This window comes from Luteolibacter sp. (assembly GCF_039920825.1).
Lineage (GTDB): Bacteria > Verrucomicrobiota > Verrucomicrobiia > Verrucomicrobiales > Akkermansiaceae > Luteolibacter.
Window position 1 is genome coordinate 1 of the sequence record NZ_JBDSCX010000001.1, and the last position, 16002, is coordinate 16002.

The following is a 16002-nucleotide window of genomic DNA, read 5'->3' on the forward strand; positions in this document are numbered from 1 at the left end:
TTGCGGTCCATGTCCGCGCCGTAGGTGTGCGATTTTTTGACGAAATCGTCCGAGGCACTGTAGTCATGCAGGTCCACCATGTCGGGCTTGGGGCCCATCGGAGGCGGCGGCGAAACGGAGGAAATCACCTTGAGCTGCGGATACGTCGCTTTGATGGCGGTGGCGATCTGCGCATAGCGGCCATCGTAGGTTTTCGCCTTGTCGAAAGAGTCTTCATTGCCGATCTCGACGTAGTTCAGCTTGAACGGCGAGGGATGCCCGTCTTGAGCCCGGCGGGCACCCCAGATGGTGTTCGTGCCGCCGATCACGTATTCGATCTCGTCCAGCGCTTCCTTCACGAACGGCTCTAGATCGGGTCCCGCATTGACGTGATCGCCCTGGAGCGAATAGCCGGCATAGACCGCCAGGAGCGGCTCGGCCTTCATATCTTCGCACCATTCCAGAAACTCTAGCAGCCCCATGCCGTCGCTCGAACGATAGCCCCAGCAACCCGCGTGGCCGGGACGATCCTCGATAGGCCCCAGCGTCTTCTGCCACGGAAAGCGGTCTTCAATTTTCTGCCCTTCGACATAGTTGCCGCCGGGGAAGCGCAGGAATTTCGGATTCAAGTCCACCAGCATCTGCATGATGTCCTTGCGCAGGCCGTTGGGTCGGTCGTTCCAGGTCGGAGGAAACAGCGAGACGAGGTTGAGCGAGACCGTCCCCGGCTGGTTCAGGGTGACCTCGAAGCGTGCTTGCGCGGTGGGCGCGACCTTGCCGGTCCCGAGCGTCGTTTCAAATTTCTTCCACTCGGTGGTTAGACCGGAGATTGCCTCCGAGGCATACACCGTGCGCCCGTCGTCGCTCACGAGGGAAACCATCAGCGGCCCGGTGAAACCCGCTTCCGCCCGCGCCCACAGCGAGGCGCGATATTTGGTGTCGGGATGGATGGGGATTCCCCAGTAACCGCTGTTCGCCACGCCCGCCGGGTGATCCTTCGCGGCCTTGGAAACCGTGAGTCGCAGGCTCGTGGGCAGCTTGTCGTTCATGGGCTTCGAGCGGTCGAGCGCGATGGTCGCGGCAGCCGGCTCGTTCGACACCACGGACCAGTCCACCGGCGCATTGGCGTCGTCGAGGAACGCGCGATTGCGGATCAATTCCGCATAGAGGCCGCCGTCGTAGGAGTGGTTGATCTCCTCGGTCATCAATCCGTAAAGGCGCGGACTCACCGCCCCGGCGGAATGAGTCGCATCGACCGTGAAGGATGGACTGGCCGTCAGACTGGCGGCGGTCGCGATGAGGATCGCCAGGGTGTGGGTGGGGTTCATGGCTTGCTTTGGAGAGGGTTTGGGATGGCGCGGGGTCAACGAAATATTTTCTGTGCGAAATAGTAGAGGTTGCTGCTCCACGTCTCACGGTCATGGCCGTGGTCATCGACATTCCAAATGTGGGGGATGTCGTATTGCTTCAAAAATGCGTGGACGGACTGGGGGCCGCTGATGAGACCGTCCTTGTTGCCGCAGGAGAGATATAACAGCTTCAGGTCTTTGCGGGTGGCGGCGGGATCGGGGATGAGTTCGGCGGGCGGCCGGGTGTTGGGTGCCGGGGAAAAGCCCGCCAGCCAGGCGAAGGTGTCAAGGTGGGCGAGGCCGAAATTGATCGTCTGCCCGCCGCCCATCGAGAGACCGGCGAGCGCGCGGTGCTCGCGATCGGTTGCGGTCGAATATTTCGCCTGGATGGCGGGGATGAGGCAGTCGAGCAGGTCGCGCTCGAACTTCGCGAAACCCGCGGCATTTTCCGGCGAGTAGATTTCCTTCGGCGGGCGGTCGTCGGGTAGAGCGCGGCCGTTCGGCATCACGACGATCATTGGCGTCGCCTTCCCGTCGGCGATGAGGTTGTTGATGATCGCATCCGCGTGGACGTAGCCGGTCCATTCATACTGATTGCCGGCGATGCCGTGGAGAAGGTAAAGCACCGGGTATTTCCGTTCCTCGGAATAGCCGGGAGGCAGATAGACGTTCGCCTCACGGCGGGTGCCGGTGACCGAGGAGTCGTAGGAAAACTGTTCGACGCGGGCGGGATCGGCTCCGGCACGAGGTTTGTCGAACCCCTCGGGTGCTTCCGGAAACATGCGCACGTCATCCGGCCCGAGTTGGACGGGACGTCCGAAGTTCGCCCGTGCCTGCTCGGGCGATGTCTGTTCGGGTTTGTCTTGGGCGGAAACAGCCGGACCCAAGGCGAGCCAGGCGGCGCACGCAGCGAGAAGCCCGGCGAAATGATGTTTGATTGAGTTGTCCATGGGTTTTGGGTTTTTATCGCCGTGGGAACTAGTCGGTATCCGAGCGGAATGGAGAAGCAGGGAGTTCGGCGCGGTTGAAGAGATTACCTTCCGGCGCGTTTGCCCAAGCGTAACGGACAGCCACCGGCGAGGAAACCTTGGCGGCCGAGACAATGATGGTGTCTCCGCGAATCTCCGCTTTGGCTGGATGAATGACCTTGTCGGCACCTGCAATGGTGAAGCCTTTCAATTCTCCATCCTTCGCGACGAGTCCGCCGCCGAGGTGATTGAAATGGAGGACCACGCCCGCACCTTCGGATTTCATCGAGTCATACACCGGTCCAGAGTATTCGATCTTCTCATGATAGGCCAGGGCGCGAGCCGCGAGGGCCAGTCGCGCGCCGACCGGCGGCTTGTTAGCGGGGTGGATGTCGTTGGCGTCCCCGCAGTCGAGGGTGACGGCCATGGCCGTGTTTTTGGTGGCCTGCCAGGAGAGGAGCTGTGCCTCGCGGATCTCCGGGGTCATGCCGCTGTAAGGAGCGATTTGCACAAACAGGAACGGAAAATCTCCCCTGCCCCAGGCGCGCCGCCAATCGGCGATCATCGCGGGGAACAGCGTGCGGTATTGCTTTTCGCGGCCGGCGTTCGCCTCGCCCTGATACCAGATGACGCCGCGCATGGCGTAGGGCAGCAACGGCGCGATCATGCCATTGTAGAGCACGGTCGGAGTGCTTGGGTTGTCGCTGAAATCCGAGGGTGGCCAGCCGGATTCCTTGATCGTGCAGCCCGGCTTGCACCGCCATTCGCCGGAAAGCGGCAGAGACTCGGTTTTCCCACCGGCCTTGAAAACCAGACGCATCGCGTCATTGCCGCCATAAGCGCCACCGCCACCCGACGCGTCCAGGACGCGTATCGCGATGGAGTTCTCACCGTGCTTCAGCAGGCTGCCCTTCACCTGATAGACGCGCGGCTTGTCCCAGTCGTTCGTCATTCCCACCTGCGCGCCGTTCACCCAGGTCGTGTCCATGTCGTCCACCGCGCCGAGATGCAGTTCGGCATCGCCGCCGTCCCAGTTTTCCGGCAGCTCGATGGTGCGCCGCAACCAGAAGACTCCGTCAAAGTCCGGATAACCCGCGCTTTCCAGATAGGTCGGGAGAGTCATGGATTTCCAATCGCCTTCGTCCACTGCCGCCGCGCTCCATGCCGCGCCGGGCTTCGAGCCGGGGTCCACTTTTTCGAACCACTCGGTCTGTTTGGCCTGCCCCCTGCGACGTGCCAGATCGGGATCGGAGACGAGCTGCTTCACGTCCGCGAGCGGTGCGGCGAAGTCCGGCAGCTTTTGCAGCGCGGCTTCACTCGTCCACGCCTCCGCCGGGGTGCCGCCCCATGAACTATGGATGATTCCCACCGGCACTTTCTTCGAAACAAATAGATCGCGTGCGAAAAAGTAGCCGACAGCGGAGAAATCCCCGGCCGTTAGCGGAGAGCAAACCGTCCATGAACCCTTCACCGTGGTCTGGGGCGTGAGCGATTTGGTCTGAGTCACATAAAACTGGCGGATCTGCGGATAGTTCGCCGCCGCGACCTCCTGCTCCCAGTTTGTGATCGGCTTCTGCCCGGCGCGCAGGCCGAGCTGGCGCTCCATGTTAGACTGTCCGCTTGCGATCCAGACCTCACCGACAAGAATGTCGGAAATCTCAAGCGTGTTGTCGCCACGGACGGTGAGAGTGCGCGAGGTGGCGTCTGCCTTCATGGGCTGGAGCCAGGCATTCCACGCGCCGTTTTCCCCCACTGCGGTCACGGTCTGGCCGGCGAAGCTGACGGTGATTTTTTCCCCATCCCGCGCGGCACCCCAGACCGGGACGCGGGTTTCACACTGAAGGACGGCATGGTCGTGGAAGAGCGGGTGAAGCTCGGCAGCGGAGGCCTCCGCGGCGAGGACGAGGAGAAGGCTGGCGGAAATGACGGCTGGTTTTTTCATGTTACGAGCGGATGTCCAAAGGATGCCGCGTGGGGAAATCAGGGAACAGATGGCTGCGGCGTGATAGATTCCGAACGCAAAGCCGAGGTCGCCGGAGCGAGACCGGTGGAAGTGGCGGTCAGCTTGATCTCGCCGGGTTCGCCGGTGGTTTGGACGATGACTTGCGCGAGGCCGTTGAAGAGGCTGCGCCGCCAGACAGGCGACGGGGTTTCCTTCGTCGCGATGAACTGATCTGGCTCGTGTGACGATGGATCGCCATTCCCCACGCCGATGATCTTTCCGGGTCCGGCTAGATCGAATCGAATCTCCTGCCCTGCCGTCGGCACGCCCCTCCCCTGCCCGTCGGTCACCCGCACAGTGATGACGGCGACGTCCGAGCCATCGGCGGCGAGCTTGGAGCGGTTGGGTTCAATCTGGATCGACGCAGCAGCCCCCGTCGTCTCCACCTTACTTGTTAGAATTTCCTTGCCGCCCTTGTAACCCTTCGCGAGCAAGGTGCCGGGCGCGTATTTCACCGGCCATTCGAGGTGGGAGTTTTTGGTCATCGTCTTGCGGCCGAGGCTTTGGCCGTTGAGGAAAAGCTCCACCTCGTCGCAGTTGGAGTGCGCCCAGACTTTGATTTCCTGGCCTTCCTTGCCGGCCCAGTTCCAGTGCGGGAAAACGTGCAGCACCGGTTCGTCTGTCCACCAGGATTTCAGATAGAACATGCCATCCTTCGGAAACCCGCAGAGGTCGAGGATGCCGAACTGCGAGGCGATGGCTGGCCAATTGAAGGGCGTCGGTTCGCCGCGATAGTCGAAGCCGGTCCAGATGCACATGCCTGATAGAAACGGCCGCTCGGCGTAGTGCGACCACGCGGCCTCCAGATTCGAACCCCAATCGGAAGGATCCCAGTCATACGCGTTCAGGTGGCAGTGCTCGCGGTCGTCGAAATAGATCCCGCGGGTCTGGTTGAAGGCGCATTCCTCGGTGCCGACGATCGGTTGATCGGGATGGCGTTCGTGCCATTGGTCGGTCGTGAAACCGCCCTTTTTCATATTGCCGAGGTAATTGATCCCTGCGACCTCGATCACCTTCGAAAATCCCCCACCCCAGCCGCCGCTGATGGCGACGGTGATAGGACGGGTGGCGTCGAGTTGCTTCACCCAACGCTGCATGGTGGTGGCGATCCGCACACCGTCCTCGCCGCCCTCGATTTTCCACTCTTCGTTGCCGATGGACCACAGGACCACGCAGGGATGATTGCGGTCGCGGACGACGAGCCGCTTGAGATGATCGTAGTGGAAATCGGTCGTGCCGGTGAGACGGTTTTCGTCGATGACCAGCATGCCGAGGCGGTCGCACGCGTCCAGCAACTCTGGAGTCGGCGGGTTGTGCGAGGCCCGATAGAAATTGCAGCCGAACTCCTTGAGCTTGGCGATGCGGTAATCCTGCAGAGCATCGGGGATGGCGGTGCCGACGCCAGCATGGTCCTGGTGATTGTCCGTGCCCTTGAGTTTCACGTGCTTGCCGTTGAGGAAAAAGCCCTCCTTGGCATCGAACCGAATCGAGCGGATGCCGAACTTCGTTTCAAAGCGGTCCACCACCTTGCCTGCGGAAGTGATGGTGGTGACGAGCTGATGGAGGCTCGGCGTTTCGATAGACCACAGCTTGGGATTGGAAACGGGCAACACGTCGCTGAACTCGCCGCGCTCGCCGGCGCGGAGCGTGAGCGGCTTCGCCTTTGTGGAAGCGACAGTGGTGCCCGCGGCATCGAGAATCGTTTCGCTGATCTCAAAAGCGGCGTCGGCGTCGCCCTCGTTCACCACCGCCACACGGGCGGTCACCTCGGCGGCATTTCCCTTCAACTCGGAAGTGACGAAGGTGCCTTCCTGCTTAACGTGAAGCGGATCGGTTTTCACCAGCCACACGTGTCGATAGATTCCCGCGCCTTCGTAGAACCAGCCCTCCTCCAGCGAGGCATCGGCCCGCACGGCGATCACGTTTTCACCGCCGTAGTTCAGATACTCCGTTAGGTTGCGCGAGAAGCCGCTGTATCCGCTCTGCTCTTCGCCGAGGTAGTGGCCGTTGATCCAAACGATGGAATCGCGGAACACGCCGTCGAACTCGACGCTGACGCGCTTGCCCAGATCGGACGCGGGGACGGTGAACTTCCGGCGATACCATCCGACGCTGTTTTCCGGGAAATTCCGGCCGATCGCCTTGTAGCCGTGGCTGTTGCTACCGCGTTCGCTGAAAGGAAGCTCCACCGCCCAGTCGTGCGGCAGATCGAGCTTGCGCCAGCCGCTGTCATCGAATTTGGCAGCCGACGCGCCCGAGCCGAATCCGGTTTTCGCGAAGTAGGAAAACTGCCCGGTGGCGTGGTCGAAGTCCTTCGCGACATCCGTGGCGTGGCCGAGGGAGAAGCGCCAGTTGGAGTCCATCAGCAGCCGCTCGCGGGGAGTCTCGGCGGCGGGCGAAGACACGGCGAGAAGGACGATGGTAGTTAGATAGCAGATGATGCGCACCATGGATTTTGATAGAATTAGGCGGTAAATCAATAACCTCGGTCACCGCTGGTCTGGCACGTCAGGGAGCCGGACGATCCGGATGCGCGTGACAGGTCCTGCGGCTGACGAAACGTGCCGGATCAGGAGCGAAACAGAGAAGAGGTTTTCATTCGGTTTCCTGCACGATGGTCGGGGTAATCTTCAATCGTAGAGATCCACCGATCTCCCGCCAATCCCTCGTTCTGGGGATTGTTGTCTCACCCCCACGGGAGTAGCTAAAATCTCAAAAAGTGGATGCCATTCCGGTCGGCGATGGTTTATGGATTTCGTTCATCTCCGCCTGACACCACAAACACCATCCCCATGAATGCCCGTCTCACCACCGCCTGCATCTTCCTAACATCATTCGCGGCCGATGCCGCGCCCAAGTCCAAGCTGGAGCCCATCCTCACCATCGACTTCGAGACCACCCGCGAGGGTGAGATTCCGCGCGGCTTCGAAAAGGAAGGCGACGTGGCCGTCACCGCCGGGGAATCCCACACCGGAAAGAAATGCCTCCAGATCAACCCCGCCGAGCGCGGACCGCGCCGCATCATCAAGCGCGGTGATGAAATCACGCGGCTCGGTGACCAGCACTGGGGCCGCCTTTATCTCAAGGTGAAGTTGCCCGCGCCCGTGCCGGTCATCCCGGCTGGCCAGAATTTCGCAGTGATCCATTCCACCATCGTCGAGGGGAGTGCTAACAGCCCTCTGTTCCACGACCCGATCGCCGTGCGCCTCGTCGATACCTGCACCGGCCCCGGAGGCTCACTGCAATACATCTACAACGTCCAGCCTTCCAAGCGTGATGAGTTCGGCAAGGGCAGCGCTTACGACTACAAGTTCAGCGGCGAGTGGACGCTCGTCGAGTGGTATGTGGATCACGCCAGGCAGAGCTATCGTCTCTTCATCGATGGCCAGGAAATCGAGGGCGTGGAAATCAAAAACGGCAAGGCCAAGTTCGAGAAATCCGAGATCCCAGCCGTCTTCGAGAGCATGGCCTTCGGCTGGAATAACTATCAGTCCGCCGGCGCGGGGTTCACCGCGTGGATCGACGACATCGCACTCGGGAAGGAACGCATCGGCAGCAAGTTTCTGGAAAAGCCGGAACGCGGGAAGTGATTCCGGTTTCAGGGTGAGACCAGCTCAAGCCGGACGAAGCGGTGATTTCCCGGCCCGGGATCAGTGATGGTCACATGCTCCCAGCCGCCTCCCATCGGAATCGCCGTTCCATTTTCAGTCCCGACCCAATCTATCAGATCACTGGAAAACTGCGCGACATACCGGTAGCCGGCGGCCACGGCGGCGGAGTCGCGGGGAAACTCGATGGTGAGGAGTGACCCGGCTCCGAGACTGGTTTTAGGAAGCCCGCTCGGCCCGACCGCAGGATCGAAGACCGAAGCGGAATGACTGTTAGGATCCAGATTGAGCAGGAATTCCACCAGCGTGGTGATGCCGTTGTGGTTCGGATCGTCGCTGAAGCCCACATCTCCAAGTCCGTTGTCGATCGCCCATTGCTCGAAGGTTGTGCGGACCGTGATCAGCGCCACGTCCGACGGGTAATTTCCGCCGCCGTTTCCATCGCTCGCCGCGCTGTCGGGAAGCGCGAGACTGATAGATGGTGCGACCGGGCTGAGCATGAGCGTGTAGCTGTCGCCAGATACTGTTAGAGAGGCCACGGTGGCACCGCTCAGCGTGAAATCCGCCGGTGTCAGGCCGGTGACGGGTTTCGAGAAAGTGACAGCCACCGGGATTTCACCCCCGCCGACGGAGACCGGCGGCGCGTTGAGGGCGACCAACGGCCGCTCGCTGGTGAGACGCAGCGCGTCGAGACGGGTGCCGTCCTCGCGACCGTAAACGGTGACGGTGTGCGTGCCGGCAGCGAGGTTGAGAGTGACGGGAACGGCAGGAGTCGCGGTAACAGAGAGCACGAAATTGTCGATTTCCGGGTAACCGTTGGTGGCGCGGACGGTCATGGCGATCGGGTGGCCGATGGCCGGGTGGCCGGGCGGGACAGTCCAGGTGGTTCCCAGTCCGAGATGACGCACGGTGGTGTTAGGGTTGGTGGTGTCCGTGCCGGAGATCGCCACGATGGCGCTGCCATTCCAATAACCGAGCTGGGCGGTGGCATTCGGTCTTCCGGCCAGCACCCAGTCCCACGAGTAGGTGAAAACCTCACCGGCCTCGATGGCGTGGCTCGTCAGGTTGTAGGCGGCATTTCCGGCTTGTAGGAAGGCGATCCGGTTTCCTTGGGTGGCCACGGAGATGTGCGGTTCCGTGCCGCTGTCCGTCTGGGCGGTGGACGGGCCGCCGGTCGAGGCACCCCAGTTGTTCCAATGGTCCACATCGCCATCGGGGTCTGTGTCCCAGTTCGTGGCTTTCGCGTTGCTGATGACTCCGCCGAGGGTTTCGAAGCTGCCGTTGTTGGTGGTGGCGTTGATCAAATTCGCCGCCGCCGAGCCGCTGGACCCGACTTGATTCCAGACAAAAGTGCCTGAGCCGACGCTGCCGGGATTGGTGTCCCAGCGGGTCGGCGCGCCGCCATCCACCTTGATCCAGAACGAATCGCTGGCAGTACTGCTGGAGCGTGTTAGACCCTCAGGAATCCAATTTCCCGCCCGCGGCACGGTGAAGGAATAGGTGGCCGAATGGGCGGCGTTGAAACCTTGCTCGTTGCCCGGGAATCCTCCATCAGGCAGCCAGACGTAGGAGCCGCCGGACGCGCCGGGATCGCTGACGACCGTCATGCCACCCGCAAGCGTGCCGGATTCCGCCTCGGCAAACAACTGCGGCGCGGCGGCATGGAGCACCGTGGTCGCCGGGTTTTCCATGGGATTTCCCAAGCCGTCCGTGATGCCTGCGGGATGGACGGTGATCGAGAAAACGGCCGCAGTCGGGCTGACGATGACGGAATAGCTCGTCCCGCTTCCGGTTAGATTCGACAGCCCCGCGCTAACGGATGAAAGGCTGGAAATCGAAAAGCCCGTCGGGATTTCATCGAACCGGATGCCAAGCGCGAACGGCCCGCTGACGCTGCCGACGGGCGTCCCTGTGAACGAGGCGACCGGACCCACCGTGTCCTGCCCGAAGACCAGCGTCGGCGAGGCGAAGCTTCCCACCTGCGCCGTATTCGCCGCGTCCGCCGGGACACTCACGCTGACCAGCGGCTGACCTGGTGAAATCGTCGCGACGTAGTAATAACCGGAGCCCCGGAAATGCGTCACGCTGCCGCCGCTGACCTGCACGTCCGAGGCGGTGAAATCAGTCACCTCGGTGTCGAAAGCGATGGTCACGTCGAAATCGCCATTCAGCGTGCCAGCCGGACCGGCGATCGAGCAACGGGCTTTCCGCAAGCCGACCAGACTGTCGTAGGTTTTGGCATCAGGGTCGTTGGGCCATGTGCCGGAGGTCATGAGCGTCCAGTTGGTTCCATCGTTACTGTAGTGGACCTGATAGCCCGCGATCCGGCCGTTGTTGTTTCCCTGGCGCGGCGTGTAAACGTAGCCGCCGATGGGGCGCGGCGACCCGAGATCCACCGTGAGATGGTGCGGTGGCTGGGGACTGCCATTCTGCCACTGGGTGTGCCAGTAGGTGCCGATGTCGCCGTCGATGGCGTTGGTGGCGGGCGCGTTTTCGCCAATCAGTTCCTCGCTGTCGTAATCCGCGATGGAGAGTTGGCCGGACGGAATCGGAACTCCCGTGTCATCGAGGATCGAGAACTCCGCCACCGCGGACCACGCGTTGGTGTATACCTCCGACAGCGCGGTCAGCCTGACATATCGCGCGTGCACCGTGCCGGTATTCTGAAATTCGGACCCGTTGAGACCGGTGATGTAATTGGTCAGCAGATCGACGGCCTTTTGATCGACTTTGTTTTTCGCCAGCGGCGGCATCGCGGTGCCGTTTCCAACAGCTCCCATGCGGACATGGACGGCGGAGAGCGCGGTGTCGCCCGGTTTCAGGTAGCGGCCGTTTTCCAGGACGAAATGCCCCTGGATCATGCCATCGACGAGGCCCTGCTGGTTGAGCGGAGTGCCGAGACGGGCGTCGAAATAGTCGATGGTGCCGCCCGGCTGGTGGCAGTGCGAGCAATTGCTGTCGAGGTAGGATCGCACGCGGTGCTCGACGGGAGCCGAGACGTCATCGATCGCGCGCGATTCGATGAAATTTTCAAGTTCGGTCGTGGTGAGCGTGTGGTCGAACATCCCGAGGGAGTTGAATGTTGTTAGCTGGTTCGCGGTGCGGCCCGTGGCGTCGTAGTGAAACGGCATATTGAGCTGCGTGGTGCGGACGCCCAGTGCCTGGCCGGCGTTGTTGTTATGGCAGAGCAGGCAATCCGAGCGCGACGGATAGTCCCAATGCCGGCTGACGGTCGCGCCGCCGTTCTCCACCACGTCAAAGTTCTCGCCGAGTCCGGTGGTGAGCAGCTCGGCATCGGTGCCGGCGGCGTTCCATTTGTAGGTGACGCCGTATTTCCCGCCGCCCGCGGTGCAGACGAGGAAACGCGTTTCCAGGCGCTTGATCTGCGTGGGATCGTTGGCGTTGGTCGCCATTTCGAAGTGTTTCACGAACACGGTTCCGGCGGGAAAGGTCCATTTGCCCTTCTCTGCGAAAACGATTTTTTCCTCGGCCGTGTCATGGCTGCCGTCGTTCGGCAGGGCGATCCAGCGCAGTTTCTCGGCTCCGTCCGACCACAGCGGCGACGCCACGGAATAAGGAACCAGCCCCGGAGCGGGAGTCAGCGTGGAGAGGTCCGTGAAAACCCCCGTCTGCGAGAGAAACTGCGGCGGCTCGTTGGAGACTCCGGACGAGACCAGCTTGCGGATGATGCCGCCCGGGTTGTTCGTGCCGTTGAGTTCCATGAAATAGATCTCGCCCGCATCGTCGGTGCAAATGTTTCCAATCCCCCCTTTGCCACCTTGCTGGATCCCTCCGAACAGGAGATCGACCTGCTCAAGACCGCCCGTGGTAGGATTGAGGGAAGCCGTCCAGACCTTCCCCTGCGTGATGTCGCCAAAGAGCACCTTGTCCATGCCGAGCAGGGCGTTCCATTTCGCTCCCCGATAGCGCATGCCGCCAATGATGCAGCTCCCGCTGACTCCATAAGCGTCGTTGCCGCCGTGGGCGTAGTCATAGACGGGAGGCGTCCAATCTCCGATGGCACCCGCAGGTTCCGCGCCACCGTTCACGCCTTCCCGGATCGGCCATTGCCCGTTGTCGCCGATCTTCAGGCGGTCGATTTCCTCCCTCGCTCCGCCACCGACATCGCCAACCCAGATTTCGTTTTCGACCGGATCGTAGTGCGCGGTATGCGGACTCCGCAGGCCGTGAACGACGAACTCCTCCAGAATCGTGCCACCCGCGTTAAGCCAGGGATTGGTCTCGGGAATGCCGTATCCGTGGGTGGAACTGGCAGGCCAGCCCGCGGGACGGGCCAATCCCCCGGTCGGGATATCCTGCGGCTGACGGCGGATCGCGTGCGATTTCGAATAAAACGGATCCGCGGCGAGCGCTTCCACGTAGTCCACATCAATGCGGAAAATGCCGCCGAAAAAGCCGCCGTTGATCGGGCCGTTCTGGTCCTGATGCCAGTAGTCGAACTCGCCGTCGCCGCAGGTGATGTTCAGGAAACCTTCGTTGTCGAAAAACATCGCCCCGCCGTTGTGCCACTGCTGGGGGTCGTATTGATTGATGAGAACTTCCTCAGAATTTGGATCGATCGTGCCGCTGCCGGGGAGCCAGGTGAAACGCGAGACATGCCAGTAGGAATCGTCGATCCCCTCGCCTGCCAGGCCGGGTTTCTGGTTGTAGCTTACATAAACGTAATTCTCCCCGAGCTGCCCGGCCTGGCCGAAATTCGGGTGGAAGATCAGGTGATAGAATCCCATGTCCTCGCCGGTCTGCGTGTGCGTCCGCCAATCCAACGCCCGCACCACCTGTCCTTGAGTCACGGTAGGGCTATTGGCGAAGCGCCAGATTTGTCCGTCCTTGCCAACGAGGAGCAGATCGCCCGTTCCCGGCACGGGCGTCAGCCACAGCGGATCGACAAAGGTCAGGTTGGGAAAAGCGTTTTCCGTGTCCCAGCCGGTCGAGCTGCCCGGCGCCACCGCAGGCAGCACGTTGTTCAGATAGGGCCCGATGGCGACCGGCGCATCCAGTCCGGCAGTCTGGGAGTTGACAGGTCCGGCAACGGCCAAGGCGAGTATCAACAGGCAGAAGGTGAGGTTTTTCATCATACGGGAGCGGATTGTCCGACGCGCCGACGACCATGGCAAAAGTCCCGGGAGCGGCTGGGCGGGTAATATGGGTTTCCCTCCCAAAGTCCGGCGGACCCTGAATGGCAAATATTGGGTTCGCTCAAAACGAGCTGCTGCTAGAATGACCGCTGCGTCAGATCACTGCAATCCCGCAAATAGGGGATATTCCGAGCGGCTTCGAAAAGGAAGGCGGCGTGGCATTCACTGCCGGAGAATCCCACACCGGAAAGAAATGCTTCCCAATCAACCCCGCCGAGCGCGGGAAGTGACCCGCGCGGGGAGGACATGATTCGAATTCCGAAGTTCCCCCTCTGCTTCTGGAAACAATTCCTATCGAAGAAGATTCAGACGTGGATCTCACCTTTTAGATATAACACCGCACTGCCACCTATCCTGACCCGGTCTCCGGCAAGCTCGCAATAAAGCTGCCCGCCGCGTTGGGAAATCTGGCGGGCCACAAGCTCCGTTTTGCCAAGTCGCTCGGCCCAGAATGGTGTCAGGCTGCAATGAATGGCCCCGGTCACCGGATCCTCCGGGATGCCGATCCGGGGAGCGAACATCCGCGAGACGAAATCGCATGAGTCGCCCCCTGCCGTCACGATGACCTGATCGACCGGGACTTCCGCGAGCAGCGGAAAATCAGGCATGATCCCCGCCACATCGCTTTCATTCTCAAACAACATCAGCACCTTGTCTCCCTGCGTTTCCCAGATTTGCAGGGGCATTCTGCCGATCGCCTTCGCAAGCCTCGCGTCGGGTGGTGTAGGGGTGACGTCATAGGCCGGAAAATCGAGTGTCAGACGATCCCCTTGCCTCTGGACCCGCAGATCACCGCTGCGGTGTGAATGCAGGCGGATCGAATCTGACTTCTCGTCAAGGAACCCGAAAATCACGAACGCGCTCGCCAATGTAGCGTGACCGCAAAGATTGACTTCGACGAGCGGCGTGAACCAACGGATTTCGTAAACATCGCCCCTCTTTACGAAAAAGGCAGTTTCCGAGAGATTGTTTTCAAACGCGATCTTCTGCATCAGGCCGTCATCGATCCATTCGTCGAGAGGACAGACCGCCGCCGGATTCCCCTTGAAAACCTCGCTCGTGAAAGCATCGATCTGATAGATCTTCAGTTTCATTTCATGTCACACTCCCTTCATGCGGGAGAGCTTACTCAAGCGCGTCGGACGCGGCCCGGCAACTGAATACCTGATGCCATGATCGCGACACAAATCACCACATGGTGTCACAATTGGCGACGTAGAGCGACAGAAAGCAGTTCTCGCAAATTTCGCCGGCGCAAGCCTGCACCTGCATTTTCCTCACCGCACCGGTCCGAACACCGTGAACTCGGAAACACCTGGCTGGATACCTTCGGGGTGACCTAACACCACCAGCCGCGCCCGGCCCGCGGTGGTTGGGACGCACTCGCGATAGTCGATGAGGAAGTCCTCGGTGCTCGCGCTTCGATCGCCGATCGTCGCCCACATGCCGGGTGAAGTTTCCGCCTCCACGCGGTAGCGGAATGGACCCGGTTTTGCGCCGTTGCGGGTGTCGAGACCGACGTCACGCCAGATCACGCGCACGGCACGAATTTCCGCAGTGGAGGCAAACGAGGTCGTGAGCACCGGCTGCGCGTCGTCCGCGGCCGGGAGCCACCACGTCATCATCGAGTTGTCGGCGGCGCGTCGACCGGCGGTGTTGGGCGCGCTGGAGCTGCCAAACGTGGGCTCGCCGTCGTTGAGCGGAACCCACGGCGTCGCTTCGGCGCTAACGGCGACAGGCTGCGGAGTCGAGGTGGCGGCCGGCACGTAGAGATTTCCGGCGGAGTCGAACTCGGCGGGATCCATGCCGATGCGCCGCTCGAACCACAGCGCCGTTGGATCAGCGAGTTCGCGGTATTGTTCCTTGCGCTCGGATAGCCACAGACCGCCGTCGTTCGGCGCTCCCTTGGTGACGTCGCGCGCCAGTTTCCCCACGGCATAGTTAGGAATCGGCAGCGGGTTGCAGTAGCGCTCCGGCGCACGCGGCTCTTCGGCGATGAGCGAGCCGGCGGAGAAAGCCGCAAGCATCGCTGCTCGGAGGAGGGAGAACACAACTGGTTTTTGGGAAATGCGCATGGCTAAAATCATCGGCGGCATTTAGTTAGTCAATTCGTGATGACATCCACCTCGGCATAGCCCACGTCATTGTTGCCGTCGGTGTTTCGCAGGGCGCGCAACTTGATGTAGCGTCCCGTCGCCGGAGCGAATTGCTTGGTCTGCCACACGCGGTTGTTTTTGATGTTCGAGAATTCCCCTTTGTCCACCTGCTTCCAGTCGGTGTTGTCGGAAGAAACATAAAACTCGTAATTCGAGATGATCCCCGGCCCCCACATGCCTTGGTCGGGGAAGTATTTGAAGCCAGCCAGGGTTTTCTCGCTTCCGAGGTCAATCACCAGATCGACCGGCATCGACTTGCCTTTGCCTTGTTTCCACGAGGTGGTTGGATTCCCATCGAGGATTGCGTAAGGCGAGTTGTCGTTGGCTCCGACGATCTGCCAGTCTTTGCGGCAAATGTCGAAATTCTCCTGAGCCACCGGACTGGATTTGCCTGTGGACGGATCGAACGTGATCGCCTTGACTGCGACTTTTCCGTCGGTCGGCACGGGCCCCGTGAATCGCAGCGATTTCGGGGTCGGCGTGCTGCCATCGAGGGTGTAGTAGAACACAGGCCCGACATCATTCGACGCGACGGAGATTTCTCCCGCCTGGTTTCTGGTGATGGCCGGTGCATCAAGAATCACCGGAGCGTTATAAAGTCCGATGCTGGAAATCACAGGGGAGGCCTTCGAGTCGGTGATCGTAAAGCGCACCTGATCCGCCTTGACCCCGGCGAAGCGGAGGATGCGCTTGTAGCCGATGGTGCTGCCCTTGGCCACTTCCTTCCAGTTCCCGTCAACATGCGCCTCCACCGTGAAGCCTTTCACGCGCTGCCCGAGCCGGA

At 61.3% G+C, this 16002-nt stretch carries 8 protein-coding genes and 1 pseudogene; 1 reads left to right on the top strand and 8 read right to left on the bottom strand.

Annotated features, from left to right (window positions below; translation table 11 throughout):
* The 4 genes and pseudogenes from ABIQ96_RS00005 to galA all read right to left on the bottom strand — a co-directional run.
* Nucleotides 1–1307, bottom strand: a pseudogene (locus tag ABIQ96_RS00005) (alpha-N-arabinofuranosidase); the annotation flags it as partial.
* A gap of 35 nt (nt 1308–1342) precedes the next feature.
* Nucleotides 1343–2278: an alpha/beta hydrolase-fold protein gene (locus ABIQ96_RS00010; protein WP_348212468.1), complete on the bottom strand. Its 936-nt coding sequence runs from the start codon at nt 2276–2278 to the stop codon at nt 1343–1345.
* A gap of 28 nt (nt 2279–2306) precedes the next feature.
* A complete protein-coding gene (locus ABIQ96_RS00015) occupies nt 2307–4238 on the bottom strand; it encodes a sialate O-acetylesterase (protein ID WP_348212469.1) in 1932 nt (643 codons plus the stop codon).
* A gap of 38 nt (nt 4239–4276) precedes the next feature.
* Nucleotides 4277–6748 carry a beta-galactosidase GalA gene (galA, locus tag ABIQ96_RS00020; RefSeq protein WP_348212470.1) on the bottom strand — a complete coding sequence of 824 codons (2472 nt, stop codon included), beginning with the start codon at nt 6746–6748 and terminating at the stop codon, nt 4277–4279.
* Nucleotides 6749–7090: 342 nt separating this feature from the next.
* Here galA and ABIQ96_RS00025 point away from each other — a divergent pair, with 342 nt between their 5' ends.
* Nucleotides 7091–7888 carry a hypothetical protein gene (locus ABIQ96_RS00025; RefSeq protein ID WP_348212471.1) on the top strand — a complete coding sequence of 266 codons (798 nt, stop codon included), beginning with the start codon at nt 7091–7093 and terminating at the stop codon, nt 7886–7888.
* An 8-nt stretch (nt 7889–7896) separates the two neighbouring features.
* On the opposite strand, the gene ABIQ96_RS00030 is transcribed toward ABIQ96_RS00025, so the two are convergent.
* The 4 genes from ABIQ96_RS00030 to ABIQ96_RS00045 form a co-directional block, all read right to left on the bottom strand.
* Nucleotides 7897–13002 carry an Ig-like domain-containing protein gene (locus tag ABIQ96_RS00030; RefSeq protein ID WP_348212472.1) on the bottom strand — a complete coding sequence of 1702 codons (5106 nt, stop codon included), beginning with the start codon at nt 13000–13002 and terminating at the stop codon, nt 7897–7899.
* 365 nt (nt 13003–13367) lie between these two features.
* The gene (locus ABIQ96_RS00035) at nt 13368–14156 is read right to left on the bottom strand and encodes a PhzF family phenazine biosynthesis protein (RefSeq protein WP_348212473.1); all 789 of its coding nucleotides are present in this window, start codon (nt 14154–14156) and stop codon (nt 13368–13370) included.
* Between the two features lie 183 nt (nt 14157–14339).
* Nucleotides 14340–15137 carry a hypothetical protein gene (locus ABIQ96_RS00040; RefSeq protein ID WP_348212474.1) on the bottom strand — a complete coding sequence of 266 codons (798 nt, stop codon included), beginning with the start codon at nt 15135–15137 and terminating at the stop codon, nt 14340–14342.
* A gap of 29 nt (nt 15138–15166) precedes the next feature.
* The coding region (locus ABIQ96_RS00045) for a discoidin domain-containing protein (RefSeq protein ID WP_348212475.1) at nt 15167–16002 on the bottom strand (836 nt) is incomplete at its 5' end.

Coding starts and splice junctions, on each gene's coding strand:
- ABIQ96_RS00030 (WP_348212472.1), bottom strand. CDS start 13,002: ATGATGAAAAACCTCACCTTCTGCCTGTTGATACTCGCCTTGGCCGTT.
- galA (WP_348212470.1), bottom strand. CDS start 6,748: ATGGTGCGCATCATCTGCTATCTAACTACCATCGTCCTTCTCGCCGTG.
- ABIQ96_RS00035 (WP_348212473.1), bottom strand. CDS start 14,156: ATGAAACTGAAGATCTATCAGATCGATGCTTTCACGAGCGAGGTTTTC.
- ABIQ96_RS00015 (WP_348212469.1), bottom strand. CDS start 4,238: ATGAAAAAACCAGCCGTCATTTCCGCCAGCCTTCTCCTCGTCCTCGCC.
- ABIQ96_RS00010 (WP_348212468.1), bottom strand. CDS start 2,278: ATGGACAACTCAATCAAACATCATTTCGCCGGGCTTCTCGCTGCGTGC.
- ABIQ96_RS00025 (WP_348212471.1), top strand. CDS start 7,091: ATGAATGCCCGTCTCACCACCGCCTGCATCTTCCTAACATCATTCGCG.
- ABIQ96_RS00040 (WP_348212474.1), bottom strand. CDS start 15,137: ATGCGCATTTCCCAAAAACCAGTTGTGTTCTCCCTCCTCCGAGCAGCG.